11 protein-coding genes are annotated in these 15,797 nt (G+C 66.2%); 9 read left to right on the top strand and 2 right to left on the bottom strand.

Going from position 1 to position 15,797, the window contains the following annotated elements; all coding sequences use genetic code 11:
* Nucleotides 1-273 precede the first annotated feature (273 nt).
* From FHY19_RS11385 to FHY19_RS11365, 5 genes are all read left to right on the top strand, one after another.
* On the top strand, nt 274-798 hold the full coding sequence (locus FHY19_RS11385) for an RNA polymerase sigma factor (RefSeq protein WP_259166154.1): 525 nt from the start codon (nt 274-276) through the stop codon (nt 796-798).
* Nucleotides 795-1,892 carry a FecR domain-containing protein gene (locus FHY19_RS11380; RefSeq protein ID WP_259166152.1) on the top strand — a complete coding sequence of 366 codons (1,098 nt, stop codon included), beginning with the start codon at nt 795-797 and terminating at the stop codon, nt 1,890-1,892. The genes FHY19_RS11385 and FHY19_RS11380 overlap by 4 nt, the downstream gene beginning before the upstream one ends.
* 332 nt (nt 1,893-2,224) lie before the next feature.
* Complete coding sequence (locus tag FHY19_RS11375; RefSeq protein ID WP_259166151.1) at nt 2,225-5,131, top strand: TonB-dependent receptor; 2,907 nt, start codon at nt 2,225-2,227, stop codon at nt 5,129-5,131.
* 278 nt (nt 5,132-5,409) lie between these two features.
* Entirely contained in the window at nt 5,410-6,738 is a 1,329-nt protein-coding gene (locus FHY19_RS11370) for a histidine-type phosphatase (RefSeq protein WP_259166373.1), read from the top strand.
* Nucleotides 6,739-6,847: 109 nt separating this feature from the next.
* A complete protein-coding gene (locus tag FHY19_RS11365; RefSeq protein ID WP_259166150.1) occupies nt 6,848-8,152 on the top strand; it encodes a jacalin-like lectin in 1,305 nt (434 codons plus the stop codon).
* A 233-nt stretch (nt 8,153-8,385) separates the two neighbouring features.
* Here the strand turns inward: FHY19_RS11365 and FHY19_RS11360 are convergent, their stop codons facing one another.
* Together FHY19_RS11360 and FHY19_RS11355 are read right to left on the bottom strand one after the other, a co-directional pair.
* Nucleotides 8,386-8,811, bottom strand: a complete 426-nt coding sequence (locus FHY19_RS11360) for a type II toxin-antitoxin system death-on-curing family toxin (RefSeq protein WP_259166372.1) — start codon at nt 8,809-8,811, stop codon at nt 8,386-8,388.
* An 8-nt stretch (nt 8,812-8,819) separates the two neighbouring features.
* Nucleotides 8,820-9,041: an AbrB/MazE/SpoVT family DNA-binding domain-containing protein gene (locus tag FHY19_RS11355; RefSeq protein ID WP_104532761.1), complete on the bottom strand. Its 222-nt coding sequence runs from the start codon at nt 9,039-9,041 to the stop codon at nt 8,820-8,822.
* Between the two features lie 148 nt (nt 9,042-9,189).
* Between FHY19_RS11355 and lexA the strand changes: the two genes are divergently transcribed.
* The 4 genes from lexA to FHY19_RS11335 all read left to right on the top strand — a co-directional run bounded on the left by lexA (nt 9,190) and on the right by FHY19_RS11335 (nt 15,293).
* Complete coding sequence (gene lexA, locus FHY19_RS11350; RefSeq protein WP_259166149.1) at nt 9,190-9,795, top strand: transcriptional repressor LexA; 606 nt, start codon at nt 9,190-9,192, stop codon at nt 9,793-9,795.
* A 1-nt stretch (nt 9,796) separates the two neighbouring features.
* Nucleotides 9,797-10,447: a translesion DNA synthesis-associated protein ImuA gene (gene imuA / locus FHY19_RS11345; protein ID WP_259166146.1), complete on the top strand. Its 651-nt coding sequence runs from the start codon at nt 9,797-9,799 to the stop codon at nt 10,445-10,447.
* Nucleotides 10,448-10,456: 9 nt separating this feature from the next.
* Nucleotides 10,457-11,875: a DNA polymerase Y family protein gene (locus FHY19_RS11340; protein WP_259166144.1), complete on the top strand. Its 1,419-nt coding sequence runs from the start codon at nt 10,457-10,459 to the stop codon at nt 11,873-11,875.
* Nucleotides 11,876-12,041: 166 nt separating this feature from the next.
* Nucleotides 12,042-15,293 carry an error-prone DNA polymerase gene (locus FHY19_RS11335; protein ID WP_259166142.1) on the top strand — a complete coding sequence of 1,084 codons (3,252 nt, stop codon included), beginning with the start codon at nt 12,042-12,044 and terminating at the stop codon, nt 15,291-15,293.
* Nucleotides 15,294-15,797 lie beyond the last annotated feature (504 nt).

Below are 15,797 nucleotides of genomic sequence, written 5' to 3'. Positions count from 1 at the left end.
CCGTGGCGATGGCTGGGAGGAGGGCCCTCACCTTGACCCTCGCAGGGTCAAGGTGCGGTGTAGGGACGGTGTAGAGGTAGCGATGCTGCGATCGCGCTCGCGCGGGCAAACAGCTGCGCTGTGGCGTTCGCTTGACTGCACTTTGGTATCGCGCGATGGGCGATCGGTTGCGCAACCCAGCGGCATGCGGTGCAGGGGATATGCGCGGCGCGTCATCGTGGTGTCACCTGAATTGGCCAGGCTAGCGCGCCCAGCGCAAGGGGAGCGCGCACGATGAAAGCCAATGCCACCCGCGCGTGGAGCCAGGTGTTCACGCAGCACGGATCTGTGCTGCGCGGTTTCTTTGTGCGCCGCGGCGCCAAGGAGGACGCCGAGGACCTGGTGCAGGAAACCTATCTACGCCTGTTGCGTGCGCAGCAGGACCAGGGCGAGGGAATCGCCAACCCGGAAGCCTATCTGTACACGGTGGCGCTGAATCTTGCGCGCGAGCAGGCGGTGCGGCGCAAGCAGGCGCCGCTGCAGATCGAAGAAATGGAACAGTTTTCGCAGTTGCTGGCCGCCGGCGAGGATGTGGAAGATGCCGCGCACCGTCAGCAGCGCCAGCAACGTCTGCAGGCCTTGCTGGCCACCTTGCCGGAACGCACCTGCGCGGTGCTGGTGATGCAGTACCGCGATGGGCTCAGCTACAAGCAGATCGCCGAGCGCATGGGCGTGTCTGCGCACATGGTCAAAAAACATGTGGTGCGTGGGTTGTCGGCTTGCAGGCAGGCGGTTGCCGACAGCGGGGAGAGCTGGTGAGCACGCGCATTCTGGCCGCCCGCAGCGCTGCCGGCGAGGCCGCGCACTGGCATGCGCTGCAGCGCATGCAGGCGCTGGACGCGCAGCAGCAAGCCAGTTTCATGCAATGGCTGACCGCATCGCCGCTGCATGTGCGCGAGTACATGGCCGTGCTGCGCGTCGCCGGCGAGCTGGGCGACGTAATGCGTGGCATGGAACTGGATGTGGATGCCTTGCTCGATGGCGATCGCCGCACGCATGCGGCTGCAGCATCGTCCAATGTGATCGCGTTGCCGTTGCCGTCGCGATTGCCGCAACCACCACCGCCTCGGCATGCGGCGCCTGTGGGCCGTCACGATGGCCAGCGCGGCGCGCGTCTACGCGGCTGGAGCCTGGGCCTGGCCGCGGCGTTGTGCGGCGTGGCGGTCTTGGCCGGCTGGGCCTGGCCGCGTACCCAGACCTATGCCACCGCGCATGGCGAGCAGCGCCGCGTGCAACTGGCCGATCGCAGCGTGGTGCATCTGAATGCGCTCAGCAGCGTGCGCGCGACCATGACGCCGTGGAGCCGTCGCCTGCAATTGCTGCAGGGTCAGGCCAGCTTTGAAGTGGCTCAGGACCGCCGTCGGTTGCAGGTGTATGCAGGCCGCCTGCGTGTGGAAGATATCGGCACCACCTTCGATATCGCGTTGTATCGGCAGCAGGCACGCATCGAGGTCACCGAAGGTCGCGTGCACGTGTGGCGCGAAGACCGCAAGCAGCAGCCGATGCTGGCAAACCTGGGCGCCGGGCAGAGCGCACGGATCGACGCGGTGTCCGGCCGGGTCGAGGTGTCCAGCGAGGATGTCGCCGCGATGCATGCGTGGTGGCAGCGACGCATCGTGTTCCGCGATGCGCCGCTGACCACCGTGGCCGAGGATTTCAATCGGCTCAATCGCACCCGCCTGCTCATCGACGATGCCGCCGCCGGCGCGTTGCGGCTCACCGGTAACCTGCGCGGCGACGATGTCGCCTCGCTGCGCGCGTTTCTCGACGACCAACCCGACCTGCGCGTGGTCGATGCGCCGGGCGTGCTGCGCGTGAGCAGCCGGCCAGCGCTGGGCGCCGCCGCGCACTGACGACCGCGGCGTGAACGACGCCATCTTGTGCCAGGCGACATGTCCGACATGGGCGCGCACCGCTGGGCGGCATCGTGTGCGCGCCGCGCTCTGCTATCAGCCATGACCCTGCGGCAACTGGCCGGCGTGCGCACGCGTGCAGATGCACCCGCATCGTGCGGGCAGCGCAGTACGCCTGCTTGCATGCGCGCTACCGGCGCGCACGTGTCACAGAAAATTCATCAAAAAACGGTGCCCGATCGTCGCTGTCGTCCCTCGTAGTCCGGGTACAACGCAGCATTCCCGCCCAAGCGTGGCGCTGCGCATTGCTTCCTCCCCTACTGGATTCCACGATGCGTCGTACGTTGGTTCTTTCGATCGCTCTCGCATTGCATGCCGGTACTGCCGGTGCCCAGACCACGCCTGCGGCGGTGTCGGTCGATGCGATTCCCGCACAACCGCTGGCACGCGCGCTCAATGCGCTGTCGCGTCAGACCGGGCTGCAGTTCGTGTATGCCGCCGGCGTGGCCGGCAACCCGCAGACCCGTGCCACCCCTGCAGGCATCGCACCGGAGCAGGCGTTGCAGCAATTGCTCGATGGCACCGGCCTGCGTTACCGCTATCTCAATGCGACCACGGTGACGATCGAAACCGCCGAACCAGCGCCCGGCGTGCCGCAGGAGGTTCCTGCAACGGCCGCAGTCGCAACGACCGTCACAGTGCCAGCACCGCGCGCAGACCCACCGGTGCAGGAACTGGACAGTATCCAGGTGCTCGGCAGTTACGCCGGCAGCCTCAGCGCCGCGCTGCGCCAGAAGCGCTACGCCGACAGCGTGGTGGATGTGATCGCCGCCGAAGACATTGGCAAGCTGCCGGCACAGAACGTGGCCGAGGCGCTGCAGCGCGTGCCTGGTGTCTCGATCGTGCGCGACCGCGGCGAAGGCGTGTACGTCCGCGTGCGCGGCCTGGGGCCGAACTTCCAGGTCACCACGCTCAACGGCCAGACCATGGCGGTCAACGAAAACGTACGCACCTCCGGCCAGACCGGGCGCCAGTTCCGTTACGACACGCTGCCGGCCGAACTGGTCTCCGGCCTGGACGTGATCAAGAGCCCCACCGCCGACCTGGACGAAGGCGCCATCGGCGGCATCGTCAACGTGCGCACGTTCCGCCCGCTGGAGCTGGGCAAGACCCTGACCAACGTATCGCTGGAATCGAGCCAGGCACAACGCACGCATGCCAACGATCCGCGCGTGTCGGGGCTGTTCAACTGGGTCAATGCCGAGGGCACCTTCGGCATGCTGATCTCTGGCGCATATGCGCAACGCAGCTTGCGCCAGGACCGCGTCAACGAGGTGAGCTGGGACTACTACCGTAACGGTGTGCCGGGCGTCCCCGGCGCCAGTTACGTGCCGACGGGCCTGCGGCCGACGCTGGAGCTGGAAGAGCGCGAACGCACCGGCGTGGCCGCCTCGTTGCAGTGGAAGCCTAGCGCACAATGGGAAACCAATCTGGATCTGCTCTACGCCAGGCAGACCGTGCATTACGACGAATACAGCATGGGCGTGGGCTTCGATAGCCTGGCCAAGCTGAGCAATCTGCGCGTGGAAAACGGCGGCATCACCGGCTTCGACTATCGCAATGGGCAGGTGCAGATCTCGCGCGAGACCTCAGGCATCACCGACGACAATCGCAGTGCACGCCTGTCCAGCACCTGGAGCGGCGACCAATGGGCGCTGGGCGCGGTGGCCTTCCACTCGCAGGCGCACAGCTACGATTCGGACCCGATCCGGCGCACGCGCCTGCGCAGTGGCACCAACCTGTCGATGCGCGTGGACATGCCGCAAGCCGACGGCGACAACGTGCCGGACTGGCGCTTCAGCAACGGCTTCGATCCGACCAACCCGGCCACCGTGGCAGGGCGCCGGCTGGAATGGCGTGAGATCGATGCGCGCGACAAGGAAGACGCACTGCAGTTCGATGCCAGGCGCGCACTCGACGGCAGCTTCTTCCGCGACTTCAAGCTGGGCGCCAAGTATCGCCAGCGCTCGCGCACCTACGATCGCGCCGACCTGCTGCTCAACAGTATCGCCGGCGTCCGTTTCCCGGGCAGCTATTTCACCGCATTGCCGGTGGGCGACATGCTGGCCGACGCCAACGGCAACCTGCCGCGGCAATGGCTGGCGCCGATCGAATCCGCGTTCTGGGGCAATTGGCCGACCAGCGCCGATCTGAGCAACACCCCCAACAGCGCCGACCTGCAGAATTCCTATGAAGTGCAGGAAAAGATTGCCTCGGCGTATGCGATGTCCAACTTCGGCACCCAGCTGGCGGGCCGCGAACTGCGCGGCAATCTCGGTGCACGCGTGGTGCGTACCGAACAGGCCACCGATGGCCATGCCGATGTCAACGGCAGCGCGCAGCCGGTGCATTTCGAGCGCAGCTACACCAACGTGTTGCCCTCGTTCAACGCCGCCTGGGACGTGCACGATGACATGGTGTTGCGCACCTCCGCAGCCAAGGTGATCACGCGCCCGGACCTCACCGATCTGTCGTCCAAGCTCACCTTCAATTCCAGTGGCGAACGCCTCACCGCCAGCGGCGGCAACCCTGCGCTGCAGCCGTTCGAAGCGTGGCAGTACGACCTGACCTTCGAGTGGTATATCGATGGGACGTCGGCGCTGACCGGCGGGCTGTTCTACAAGGACATCTCCAGCTTCATCCAGACCCAGATGTCCAACCTGGTGTACGAAGGCCAGACCTATCTGTTGTCGTCCAAGACCAACGGCAGCAAGGCGATGGTGCAGGGCGCGGAAGTGGCGTATCAGCAGGTTTTTGGCAGCCTGCCGTCGCCGCTGGACGGCCTGGGCATGCAGCTCAACTACACCTGGACCGACAGCAAGGCGACCTATCACGACGGCACCAGCAGCTTTACCGACAGCCTGGAAGGCGTTGCCAGGAACACCTATAACGCCGTGCTGTTCTACGAGAAGGGGCCGTTGATGGCACGGGTCAGCTACAGCTGGAGCGACGAGATTCTCAACGCGGTGGGCACTGCCAATGTCGCCACGCTCAACAGCGACAAGTTCGGCAGCCTGGATGCCAACGTGGCCTACAAGGTCAACGACACGCTGTCGGTGTTCGTCAATGCGATCAACCTTACCGGCGAAGTGCAGCGCCAATTCGTCGGTGATCACCTGTTCGGCGGTTATACCGACTACGGCCGCACCTGGTCGCTTGGAGTGCGCGCGCGGTTCTGAGTGGGGTCAAGGCAAGCCGGTAGGCGGGGATCCGTCAGGCGAGGGCGGTGCGCTCCATCTTGCACGCGTGTAGCGCGACATGCTGCAACCGCGGTCTTTTGGGAGATAGCCGCTGCGATAGCCGCTCCAGCGTTGCCGACAACAGCCAAAGGCCACAACAGGGCGCCTTCCAGCAGGGCGTCATCTGCACCTGCAACGGCGCCCGCTGTGGCGTTGTTGCCAACTGCCGGTCGCGCCCTGTCGCAACACAGGGTGGCGCCATGATCGAGATCGAAGGCATGTCATCACTACCGCGTCTGTGTCTTGGATATTTTGCTGCTGTCGTTGCTGCGCTGATTCCGCCGGGAACCGCGCACGCCGCCGCAGCAACGCCTGACACGCTTGAAAAAGTCGTCATCCTCAAGCGCCATGGCGTGCGCGCGGCGATGTCCAGCCCGGAAGCATTGGGCAGGTACTCCGCACGTTCCTGGCCACGCTTCGGCGTGCCTGCCGGTTACCTCACCGAGAACGGCGCACGTCTGGAAGCCTTGTTCGGCCGCTACTATCGCGCCCATTACGCAACGCTCGGCCTGTTCGATGGCGATGCTTGCGACAAGGTGTACTACTGGGCCAACCGCACCCAGCGCACCATCGCCTCGGCACAGGCGCTGGCAAGCACGCTTACGCCCGGGTGCACGAACACGGTGCACCACGTTGCCGACGATGCATCCGATCCACTGTTCGATGGCGCGCCGGCATTGCGCCAACCCGCTGCCGCCGCATTGATGCGCGCAGCCATCGCCGGCCGCGTCGGCGGCGATGTTGCGAGCTGGAATGCGGCGCAGCGCGATGCCATCGACACCTTGCAGCAACTGCTGTTGCAATGCACGCAACGGCCGTGCCCGGCGCAGGCCGTTGCCGGCAAGCAACGCCTGGATGCGGTACCTGCACGCATGGGCGATGCGCACCACGGCATTGCCGGGGTCGAAGGCCCGGCAGCGGCCGCATCGGGCATCAGCGAGAGCCTGCTGATGGGTTGGGCCGACGGCCAAGACTTTGCCGCACTGGGGTGGCAAGGCCTGGACGAGGCCAGCCTGCTGCGCGCGTTCGCACCGCACCAGGCCGAGTTCGCGCTGCGCCTGCGTGAGCCGACGGTCGCGCGGATGGCCAGTTCGCCATTGGCGGCGCGGCTGCTGGCAACCTTGCAGCAAGGCAGCGAGGCCAACGGCAGTGCAAACGCCACTGCAGCGCGTGCCACGCCGATTGGTGGGGATGCACGGCTGGTGGTGCTGTCCGGACACGACGGCACGCTGACCTTGCTGGCTGGCATGTTCGATCTGCATTGGCAGTTGCCGGGGTACCAGCCGGACCAGACCGTGCCTGGTGGTGCCTTGGTCTTCGAACGCTGGCTGCGTGCCGACGGGCAGCGCGTGATCCGCCTGCGCTACACCGCGCAGACGCTGGCGCAACTGCGCGAACGCCGCGCACTGACACCGCAGGCGCCGCCACCGTCCTCGCCGGTGTTCATTCCCGGCTGCAGCAGCGCCACCCCGGAGTACGACTGCCCGCTACCAGCCTTGGCGACATTGATCGACGCCGCGATCGACCCGCATTACCTGAGCGAATGACGCTGCGCGCGCCGGTCTCCGCCGGCGCGTGTGGTTGCATCGGCGTTTGAGCGCCGTATCCCTGGCCACCGTGCCAGCCGCTGTTTCTCATCACTGCAAGAGGCGATTTATGCTCCACCAGCGACGTACTCTCGTCAGTCTCGCAATCACTCTTGGTCTTGCCTGCGCAGGCATCGCACAGGCGCAAACGGACGTCGGCGTACTCGACGTGTTGACCTACAACATCGCCGGCCTGCCCGAAGGCCTGTCCAGCGGAACGCCGGCCACCAACACCGTACTGCTCGCACCAAAACTGGCCCCTTACGGGCTGATCAACGTGCAGGAAGACTTCAACTACCACGCCACGCTGTACGCTGGCGACGCGCATCCCTACCGCACCGCCACCAGCGGCGGTGCCGCATTCGGCGACGGGCTCAATACGCTCAGCAACTATCCCTTCAGCGACTTCACCCGGATCAAGTGGAACCAGTGCAACGGCACCGACTGCCTGACCCCGAAGGGGTTCAGTTACATGCGCGTGCGCCTGGCCGATGGCGTGCTGCTGGACGTCTACAACGCGCACCCCAATGCCGGTGTCGAAGCGGGCGATCTGTCGGCGCGTCGCGCCAATATCGGGCAGCTCTCGCAATTCATCCAGACCTGGTCGGCCGGCAACGCGGTGCTGGTGATGATGGATTCCAATACGCGCTACACCCGCAGTGACGACAACATCCGCGAGCTGATCGCCTCCAATGGGCTGACCGATACGTGGGTGGAACTGATCAAGGGCAGCGCACCGGCGGCCGGTGCCCCGCCGCTGCTCTGCGGCACGCCGCCCACCAATAGCTGCGAGGTGGTCGACAAGATCCTGTACCGTGACGCCCCGCAACTGACCCTGGTGGCCAATCGCTATCAGCTCGATGGCGGCGGCTTCTACGACAGCGCCGGCAAGCCCTTGTCCGACCACTACCCGCTGTCTACGCAGTTCGGATGGGCGGTGGGCGATCGACTGCGCACCAGCGACCAGTTCGGTGGTCCGCACGGCGTTCCGTTCAACGATCTGGCCGGCAACCCCGGCGTGCGCCGGCTCAGTGGCGTGACCCTGCGCGGCGGTGCGCGCCTGGATGGCGTCGGCGTGATCCTGGACAGCGGCAAGCTGCTCGCGCATGGCGGCAGCGGTGGGCAGGCGACCACATTGTCGCTGGGTGCCAACGAAACGCTGTCCTCGGCCACCTTCAGCGTTGGCAGGTACAACGACCGCACCCGCCTGTTCTCGTTGAGTCTGCGCACCAACAAAGGCCGCAGCGTGCAGGTGGGCAGCCCGACCAGCGAGACCTACACGCTGACCGCTCCCAGCGGCTGGCATATCGCCGGTTTCACCGGCCGCGCAGGTGAGGAGATCGATAAGTTGGGCGTGGTGTATGCAAAGGACTGAGGGCGTAGCGAACTAGCAGTGACTCAGATCCATCGCAGCCTTCAGCATGCGCTGCACGGCAGCGACGCACGGCCATGGATGGCCACTACGCTAAAGCGCCAAACCACGCAGTATCGAACCTGGCGATGTGTTGAGACATCCGTGCAGCCGCAACGTTGTGCGGGAAAGAATGTAGACATCCTGCGTCATTGCGGATGCACCACGACCCGTCGCCAGCGCGGCGACATGATGCATCAACCGTAATGCCCCCGTGGCTCATGCAGATGCGTATCTGCACGCAAGCGCGCCCGTGGACGCAGCCACTGGGCAAACTCCTCCTCGCTCCATGCGCCATCGGCCAATCCCATCATGGCGACATACTTCTCCTCCTGCGAGGCCATGAGCTCGGCACCATTGAGCACAAGAAAAACGCGGTAGCAGACATGCGCGGTACGCTTGTTGCCATCCACGAACGGGTGGTTGCGCGCCAGTCCGTAGGCCAAGCTTGCAGTCAACTCCACCAGATCGGGCGGAGGATCGCCGTAGGAAAACAATTGCTGTGGACGGGCCAGCGCCGAGTCCAGCAAGGCCTCATCACGGATGCCGGCAGCGCCACCGTGTTCGCTCAATTGACGTTCGTGGATGGCCAGGGCAAGCGCGCGGGTGATCCACACGAGCATGCGCGTGTTCATTTGGCCAGCTTGTTCAGCACCTGACGGTCTTCGCGCATCACCTGCTCGGCCACCTCCATCTGCGCGGCCAGGGTCGGGTCGAACGCGGTCAGCTTGATGCCGTCGGGGGTCTCCAGTGCATAGAGCTCGTCGCCCTTGCCCAGGCGCAAACGGGCAAGCAGTTCCTTGGGCAGGATGACGCCAGCGGAATTGCCGATGGAGGTGATCTTGAGCTTCATGGTAATGCCTCGCGTTAGTACGTAGGTTATAACTCTGTCGTCACCCGCCCGCAAGCGCTGTGCTGAAGCGGCTCAGCAAGCCAGTCTCGTCTCCTGCGATTGAAAAGTGTACAAATGTACACCTCGTCCTGTCGGCCGCCGCACTTTCATGCAACCTCTCTCTCCCAAGCGTCTGGCCGTGCTGGCTTTCCTGCAGGAGCAGGCCCGCACAGGGGTGTCTCCCAGTCTGGCCGAGATCGCGCAGGCATTCGGCTTTGCCTCGCGCAATGCCGCGCAAAAGCACGTGCAGGCGCTGGCCGAGGCGGGGTTGATCGAACTGTTGCCCAACCAGAAGCGCGGCATCCGCGTGCCAGGCGGCGCCGGGCGCGATGCCTTGCTGGCTTTGCCGGTGCTGGGACGGGTGGCTGCCGGTGTGCCGATCGGGGCGGATATCGGGCTGGAGCGGCAGCTGTGGCTGGACCGCACGCTGTTTTCGTTGCGTCCGGATTACCTGCTGAAAGTGCAGGGCGATTCGATGATCGACGACGGCATCCTGGATGGCGACCTGGTCGGCGTGCATCGCAGCAACGACGCGCGCGATGGGCAGATCGTGGTGGCGCGGGTGGATGGCGAAATCACCATCAAACGCCTGGAGCGCGGTGCCGAACGCATCCGCCTGCTGCCGCGCAACCGCGCGCATGCGCCGATCGTGGTGGCGGCCGACGCCGACTTCGCGATCGAAGGGCTGTACTGCGGCCTGATCCGGCAGGGTTGAGATGAGCGAGCCCGTGCAGCTGCGACAACCCGGCAATGCCGCGCTGGCGATGCCGCTGGACGCCTTGCTGGCTGCGCGCACGGTATGGCGCGCAGGCCACGGCACCGCCACGGCCAATGGGGGCGAATCCACCGGGCATGCCGTACTGGATGCGCTGCTGCCCGATGCCGGCTGGCCGCGGCGTGCGCTCACCGAGTTGTTGTTGCCCGCACATGGCATCGGCGAAATCGCCTTGTTGCTGCCCACGCTGGCGCGGATGACCGGCGCCAGCAGCCGGGTGGTGCTGGTGGCACCGCCCTTCATCCCGTACGCACCGGCCTGGCAGGCGGGCGGGGTGGTGCTGGAACATCTGGAAGTGGTGCAGGCCGAGCCGCGCGACGCCCTGTGGGCATTCGAACAATGCCTGCGCAGCGGCGCCTGCGCCGCAGTGCTGGGGTGGCCGCAAACCGGCGATGCGCGCGCCTTGCGGCGGCTGCAGGTGGCGGCCGACAGCGGCAATTGCTGCGCGTTCGCGTTGCGCGATCGCAGGCATGCGGTCAATGCATCGCCGGCGGCCTTGCGGCTGGAATTCCTGCCCGAGCGCGATGCCTGGCAGGTGCGCAAGTGCCGCGGCGGCCAGGTGCCTTCGCAGCCGTTGCGGCTGGCGCATTGAGCCGCGCGCATGTTGTGGGCCTGCATCTTATTGCCGCAGCTGGCACTGGACGCCGTTCTACGGCGGCTTGAAGAGCCGGACGCGCCGCTGGTGCTGGTGCAGGGGCCGGCGCAGTTGCGCAGCCTGCATTCGGCCAACCCCGCCGCTGCCGCTGCTGGATTGAAACCGGGCATGCGCCTGTCTGCGGCGCATGCCTTGATGGCACAGGTGCGCACGGTCGATTACGACGCGCAGAACGAAGCGCGTACCCAGCGGTTTCTTGCGGCCTGGGCGTACCGGCATAGTTCGTTGGTGAGCCAGCAATGGTCGCGCGCCATCGTGCTGGAGGCCGGTGCGAGTTTTCGTCTGTTCGGTCCATGGCCGCGTTTCGAGCGACGCCTGCGCGATGAGTTGCAGGCATTGGGTTTCCAGCACCGGCTTGCACTGGCGCCCACCCCACGCGCGGCGCGCGTATTGGCCGGGCTGCGCGATGGCATGGTGCTGACCCAGGTGCCGGCCTTGCACAGCACCCTGGACAAGGTGCCGGTGCGCCGGGCCGCCTTGCCGGGCGATGCCGGCGAGCGTCTGCAGCACATGGGCGTGCGCACGCTCGCCGCAGTACGTGGCTTGCCGCGCGACGGGCTGCAACGGCGTTTCGGTGCGGCCCTGCTCGATCATCTGGACCGCCTCTATGGCAGTGTCGATGACACGCTGGAGTGCTACGCGCCCCCGGACCACTTCGACCAACGCGTGGAGCTGGGCTACGAGGTGGAAACCCATCCGGCCCTGTTGTTCCCGCTGCGCCGGTTGATCGGCGATCTGTGCACGTATCTGTCCATCCGCGATGGCGGCGTGCAACGCTTTTTGCTGCGTCTGGAGCACGAACAAGGCGCCACCGATGTCGAGATCGGTCTGCTGACGCCGGAGCGTGCGCCCACGTTGTTGTTCGAGCTGGCCCGCAACCGGCTGGAGCGGGTGGAGATTCCGCGGCCGGTGGTGGCGATGCGGCTGTTGGCGCGCCAGCTGCCACCGTTCGTGCCGGCGATGCGCGACTTGTTCGACCAACGTGCGCAGCAGTCGGTGGACTGGCCGCAACTGCGCGAGCGGCTGCGTGCGCGCCTGGGTGATGAGGCGGTGTACCGCGTGCTGCCGGCCGACGACCCGCGCCCGGAACGCGCCTGGCGTCGCGCCATCGGCGATGCAGTGCGCGAAGCTGCGGCGCCGCCACGCCCGCCGCGGCCCACCTGGTTGCTGCCGCAACCGGTGCCTTTGCACGATCCGCACCTGCGCATCGTCTCCGGTCCCGAACGACTGGAAAGCGGCTGGTGGGACGACGACGAGGCGCGACGCGATTACTACGTGGTGGAGACCGCACGCGGCCGGCGCGGCTGGGCGTTCGCCGCCCCCGGCCGTGTGGATGGCTGGATGCTGCATGGGTGGTTTGCGTGATCCGGCGTAGGCCACTGCCAGAGTGGGGCGTGGGGTGCCTGGCTGGTCATCGCAGCGCTGCCGCCAGCGCCCAATACCATGATGCGAAGGGGCTGCTGCAACCATGCGATCTGCCGCGCATTGCAAAGACGGCGCGGTGGCGGCGCGTTTTTGCAGGTATACGCCCATGAGCTGGGACGACGCTGTCGATGGCGTGGACCGCGACACGCCGGGCGGGCGCATGCCGCGCGGCTGGAATGTGGCGGCACGGCTGCGCGCGGCCAACGACGACATCGTCCATGCGCAGCACGCCGACGGCCTGCCTGGCTATGCCGAGCTGCATTGCCTGTCGGACTTTTCGTTTTTGCGTGGCGCCTCCAGTGCCGAGCAGTTGTTCGCGCGTGCGCAACACTGCGGCTACAGCGCACTGGCGATTACCGACGAATGCTCGCTGGCCGGCATCGTGCGTGGCCTGGAAGCGTCGCGTGCCACCGGCGTGCGGTTGATCGTCGGCAGCGAATTCACGCTCGTCGACGGCACCCGCTTCGTCCTGCTGGTGGAAAACGCACACGGCTATCCGCAGTTGTGCGCGCTGATCACCACCGCGCGGCGTGCGGCAGGCAAGGGCGCGTATCGACTCGGGCGTGCCGAGGTCCAGGCGCAGTTTCGCGATGTCGTCCCCGGTGTGTTCGCGCTGTGGTTGCCCGGTGCGCAGCCGCAGGCCGAGCAGGGCGTCTGGCTGCAGCAGGTGTTCGGTGAGCGTGCATTCCTGGCGGTGGAGCTGCATCGCGAACAGGACGACGCAGCGCGGTTGCTTGCCTTGCAGCTGCTGGCCCAGCAACTTGGCATGACTGCACTGGCCAGCGGCGATGTGCACATGGCGCAGCGACGCGAGCGCATCGTGCAGGACACCTTGACCGCCATCCGCCACAGCTTGCCGTTGGCCGAGTGTGGCGCGCATCTGTTCCGCAATGGCGAGCGCCACCTGCGCACGCGACACGCCCTGGGCAATATCTATCCCGATGCGCTGTTGCAGGCCGCCGTGGACCTGGCGCAGCGCTGCAGCTTCGATATTTCCAAGATCAGCTATAGCTATCCCAGAGAATTGGTGCCGGAAGGGCATACGCCCACCAGCTACCTACGCCAGCTCACCGAGGAAGGCATTCGCGAGCGATGGCCGGACGGCATCTCGACCAAGGTGCGCGAAGACATCGAAAAGGAGCTCGCGCTGATCGCGCTCAAGCGGTACGAGGCGTTTTTCTTGACCGTGCAGGACGTAGTGCGGTTTGCGCGCTCCAGACAGATTCTCTGCCAGGGGCGCGGCTCATCGGCCAATTCGGCGGTGTGTTATGCGCTGGGGATCACCGCAGTCAATCCAGACGAAACCCGCCTGCTGATGGCGCGTTTTCTCTCCGAAAAACGCGACGAGCCACCGGACATCGACGTCGATTTCGAGCACGAACGCCGCGAGGAGGTGCTGCAGTATGTCTACAGCAAATACGGGCGCGAACGCGCGGCGTTGGCCGCCACCGTGATCTGCTATCGCGGCAAGAGCGCCGTGCGCGACGTGGCCAAGGCCTTCGGCCTGCCGCCGGACCAGATCGCGCTGCTGGCCAATTGCTACGGCTGGGGCAATGGCGACACCCCGATGGAGCAGCGCATCGAAGAGGCCGGGTTCGATCTGGCCAATCCACTGATCAACAAGATTCTTGCGGTGACCGAACAGCTGCGCGATCACCCGCGCCATCTGTCGCAGCATGTCGGCGGCTTCGTCATCTCCGACGAACCCTTGTCGCTGTTGGTGCCGGTGGAAAACGCGGCCATGGCCGACCGCACCATCATCCAGTGGGACAAGGACGATCTGGAAACCATGAAGCTGCTCAAGGTCGATTGCCTGGCGCTGGGCATGCTGACCTGCATCCGCAAGACGCTGGAGCTGGTGCGCGGCCACCGCGGGCGCAAATACACCATCGCCACGCTGCCAGGCGACGACAAGCCGACCTACAAGATGATCCAGCGCGCCGACACGGTCGGCGTATTCCAGATCGAATCGCGCGCGCAGATGGCGATGCTGCCGCGGCTCAAGCCTGCGGTGTTCTACGACCTGGTGATCGAAGTGGCGATCGTGCGTCCCGGGCCGATCCAGGGCGATATGGTGCATCCGTATCTGCGCAGGCGGCAGGGCCGCGAAGAAGTGAACTATCCATCGCCGGAGGTGGAAGACATCCTCAAGCCAACACTGGGGGTGCCGTTGTTTCAGGAGCAGGTGATGGAGCTGCTGATGCACGCCGCCGAATACACCGAGAGCGAAGCCGACAATCTACGCCGCTCGATGGCCGCCTGGCGCCGTGGCGGTGACATGGAACAGCACCGCACGCGTGTGCGCGAACGCATGCAGAACAGAGGCTACGCCTCCACCTTCATCGACCAGATCTTCGAGCAGATCAAGGGCTTCGGTTCCTACGGTTTCCCGCAAAGTCATGCCGCCTCGTTCGCCAAGCTTGTCTACGCCAGCTGCTGGCTCAAGCGCCATGAGCCGGCAGCCTTTGCCTGCGGGCTGCTCAATGCGCAGCCGATGGGGTTCTACTCGGCCAGCCAGATCGTGCAGGACGCGCGCCGCGGCAGTCCCGAGCGCGCGCGCGTGGAGGTGTTGCCGGTGGATGTGTTGCACAGCGAGTGGGACAACACGCTGGTCGGTGGCCGGCCCTGGCATAGCGACGAAGACCCTGGCGAACAACCGGCGATCCGGCTGGGCATGCGCCAGGTCGCCGGGTTATCGGAAGTGGTGGCCACCCGCATTGTCGCCGCACGCGCGCAGCGGGCCTTCGCCGATATCGGCGATCTGTGCCTGCGCGCCGCACTCGACGAAAAGGCGCGCCTGGCCTTGGCCGAAGCCGGCGCCTTGCAGGGCCTGGTCGGCAACCGCAATGCCGCGCGCTGGGCGATGGCCGGCGTGGAAGCGCGCCGGCCGCTGCTGCCGGGCAGCCCGCAGGAACGCGAGGTGGAGTTTGAAGCACCGCGCGCAGGCGAGGAGATCCTGGCCGATTACCGTTCGGTCGGTTTGAGCCTGCGCCAGCATCCGATGGCGCTGCTGCGCCCGCAGATGCAGCAGCGGCGCATCCTCGGCCTGCGCGACCTGCAGGGCCGTCGCCACGGCAGCGGCGTGCATGTGGCCGGGCTGGTCACCCAACGGCAGCGCCCGGCCACCGCCAAGGGCACCATTTTCGTCACCCTGGAAGACGAACACGGCATGATCAACGTCATCGTCTGGTCGCATCTGGCGCTGCGCCGCCGCCGTGCATTGCTCGAATCGCGCCTGCTCGCCGTACGTGGCCGCTGGGAGCGCGTGGACGACGTGGAGCATCTGATTGCCGGCAACTTGTACGACCTCAGCGATTTGCTCGGCGAGATGCAGCTGCCCTCGCGCGACTTCCATTGAGGCAGGGCGGCAGAGGCCGCATGTCGCGTGACCACGCCCGGCGCTGCTCGGTGCAAGCGCCGAGGGCCGCTGCGTGCTGGCGGTGCGATGCATGTGCACTCGCTCGCCCATCCAAGCTAACCGCCAGGTGGTGCCAGGTGATGCCAGGACCGATCGAGGTGGGCGCCAGCGCGCAATCGCAGTACCTGCGTCGGTCGGTCGGATGTCGCCGCCTGCCAGCGACGCGTCGCAAGCAAGGGTAACGCCGGGCAGGATTGGCGAGGTTGCTGCAGATACCGCTTTTCAGCTCGGCCCGGTGGCGGTCATCGCCGCGGAACCGGCCCGTGTTACACCAGGGAGGACGTCCCGCCTGGCCGGAACGAAACCGTTGGCAACCGACTGTGCGGCGGCGGCAGGCGCAGTGTTCGGGATCGGCGGCATCGGACGTACACTTCGTGGCTTGCGCGCCGTCCGCACCGGGCCGACCCGCACTCCCGTTGTCAGCCACACTCATCACCATTGACC

The organism is Xanthomonas sp. 4461 (assembly GCF_024806475.1).
GTDB lineage: Bacteria > Pseudomonadota > Gammaproteobacteria > Xanthomonadales > Xanthomonadaceae > Xanthomonas > Xanthomonas arboricola_F.
Note: the sequence above shows the minus strand (reverse complement) of the source record. Positions and strands in the feature narration are given on the sequence as shown.

Coding starts and splice junctions, on each gene's coding strand:
- FHY19_RS11385 (WP_259166154.1), top strand. CDS start 274: ATGAAAGCCAATGCCACCCGCGCGTGGAGCCAGGTGTTCACGCAGCAC.
- FHY19_RS11365 (WP_259166150.1), top strand. CDS start 6,848: ATGCTCCACCAGCGACGTACTCTCGTCAGTCTCGCAATCACTCTTGGT.
- FHY19_RS11340 (WP_259166144.1), top strand. CDS start 10,457: ATGTTGTGGGCCTGCATCTTATTGCCGCAGCTGGCACTGGACGCCGTT.
- FHY19_RS11360 (WP_259166372.1), bottom strand. CDS start 8,811: ATGCTCGTGTGGATCACCCGCGCGCTTGCCCTGGCCATCCACGAACGT.
- FHY19_RS11335 (WP_259166142.1), top strand. CDS start 12,042: ATGAGCTGGGACGACGCTGTCGATGGCGTGGACCGCGACACGCCGGGC.
- FHY19_RS11355 (WP_104532761.1), bottom strand. CDS start 9,041: ATGAAGCTCAAGATCACCTCCATCGGCAATTCCGCTGGCGTCATCCTG.
- lexA (WP_259166149.1), top strand. CDS start 9,190: ATGCAACCTCTCTCTCCCAAGCGTCTGGCCGTGCTGGCTTTCCTGCAG.
- FHY19_RS11375 (WP_259166151.1), top strand. CDS start 2,225: ATGCGTCGTACGTTGGTTCTTTCGATCGCTCTCGCATTGCATGCCGGT.
- imuA (WP_259166146.1), top strand. CDS start 9,797: ATGAGCGAGCCCGTGCAGCTGCGACAACCCGGCAATGCCGCGCTGGCG.
- FHY19_RS11370 (WP_259166373.1), top strand. CDS start 5,410: ATGTCATCACTACCGCGTCTGTGTCTTGGATATTTTGCTGCTGTCGTT.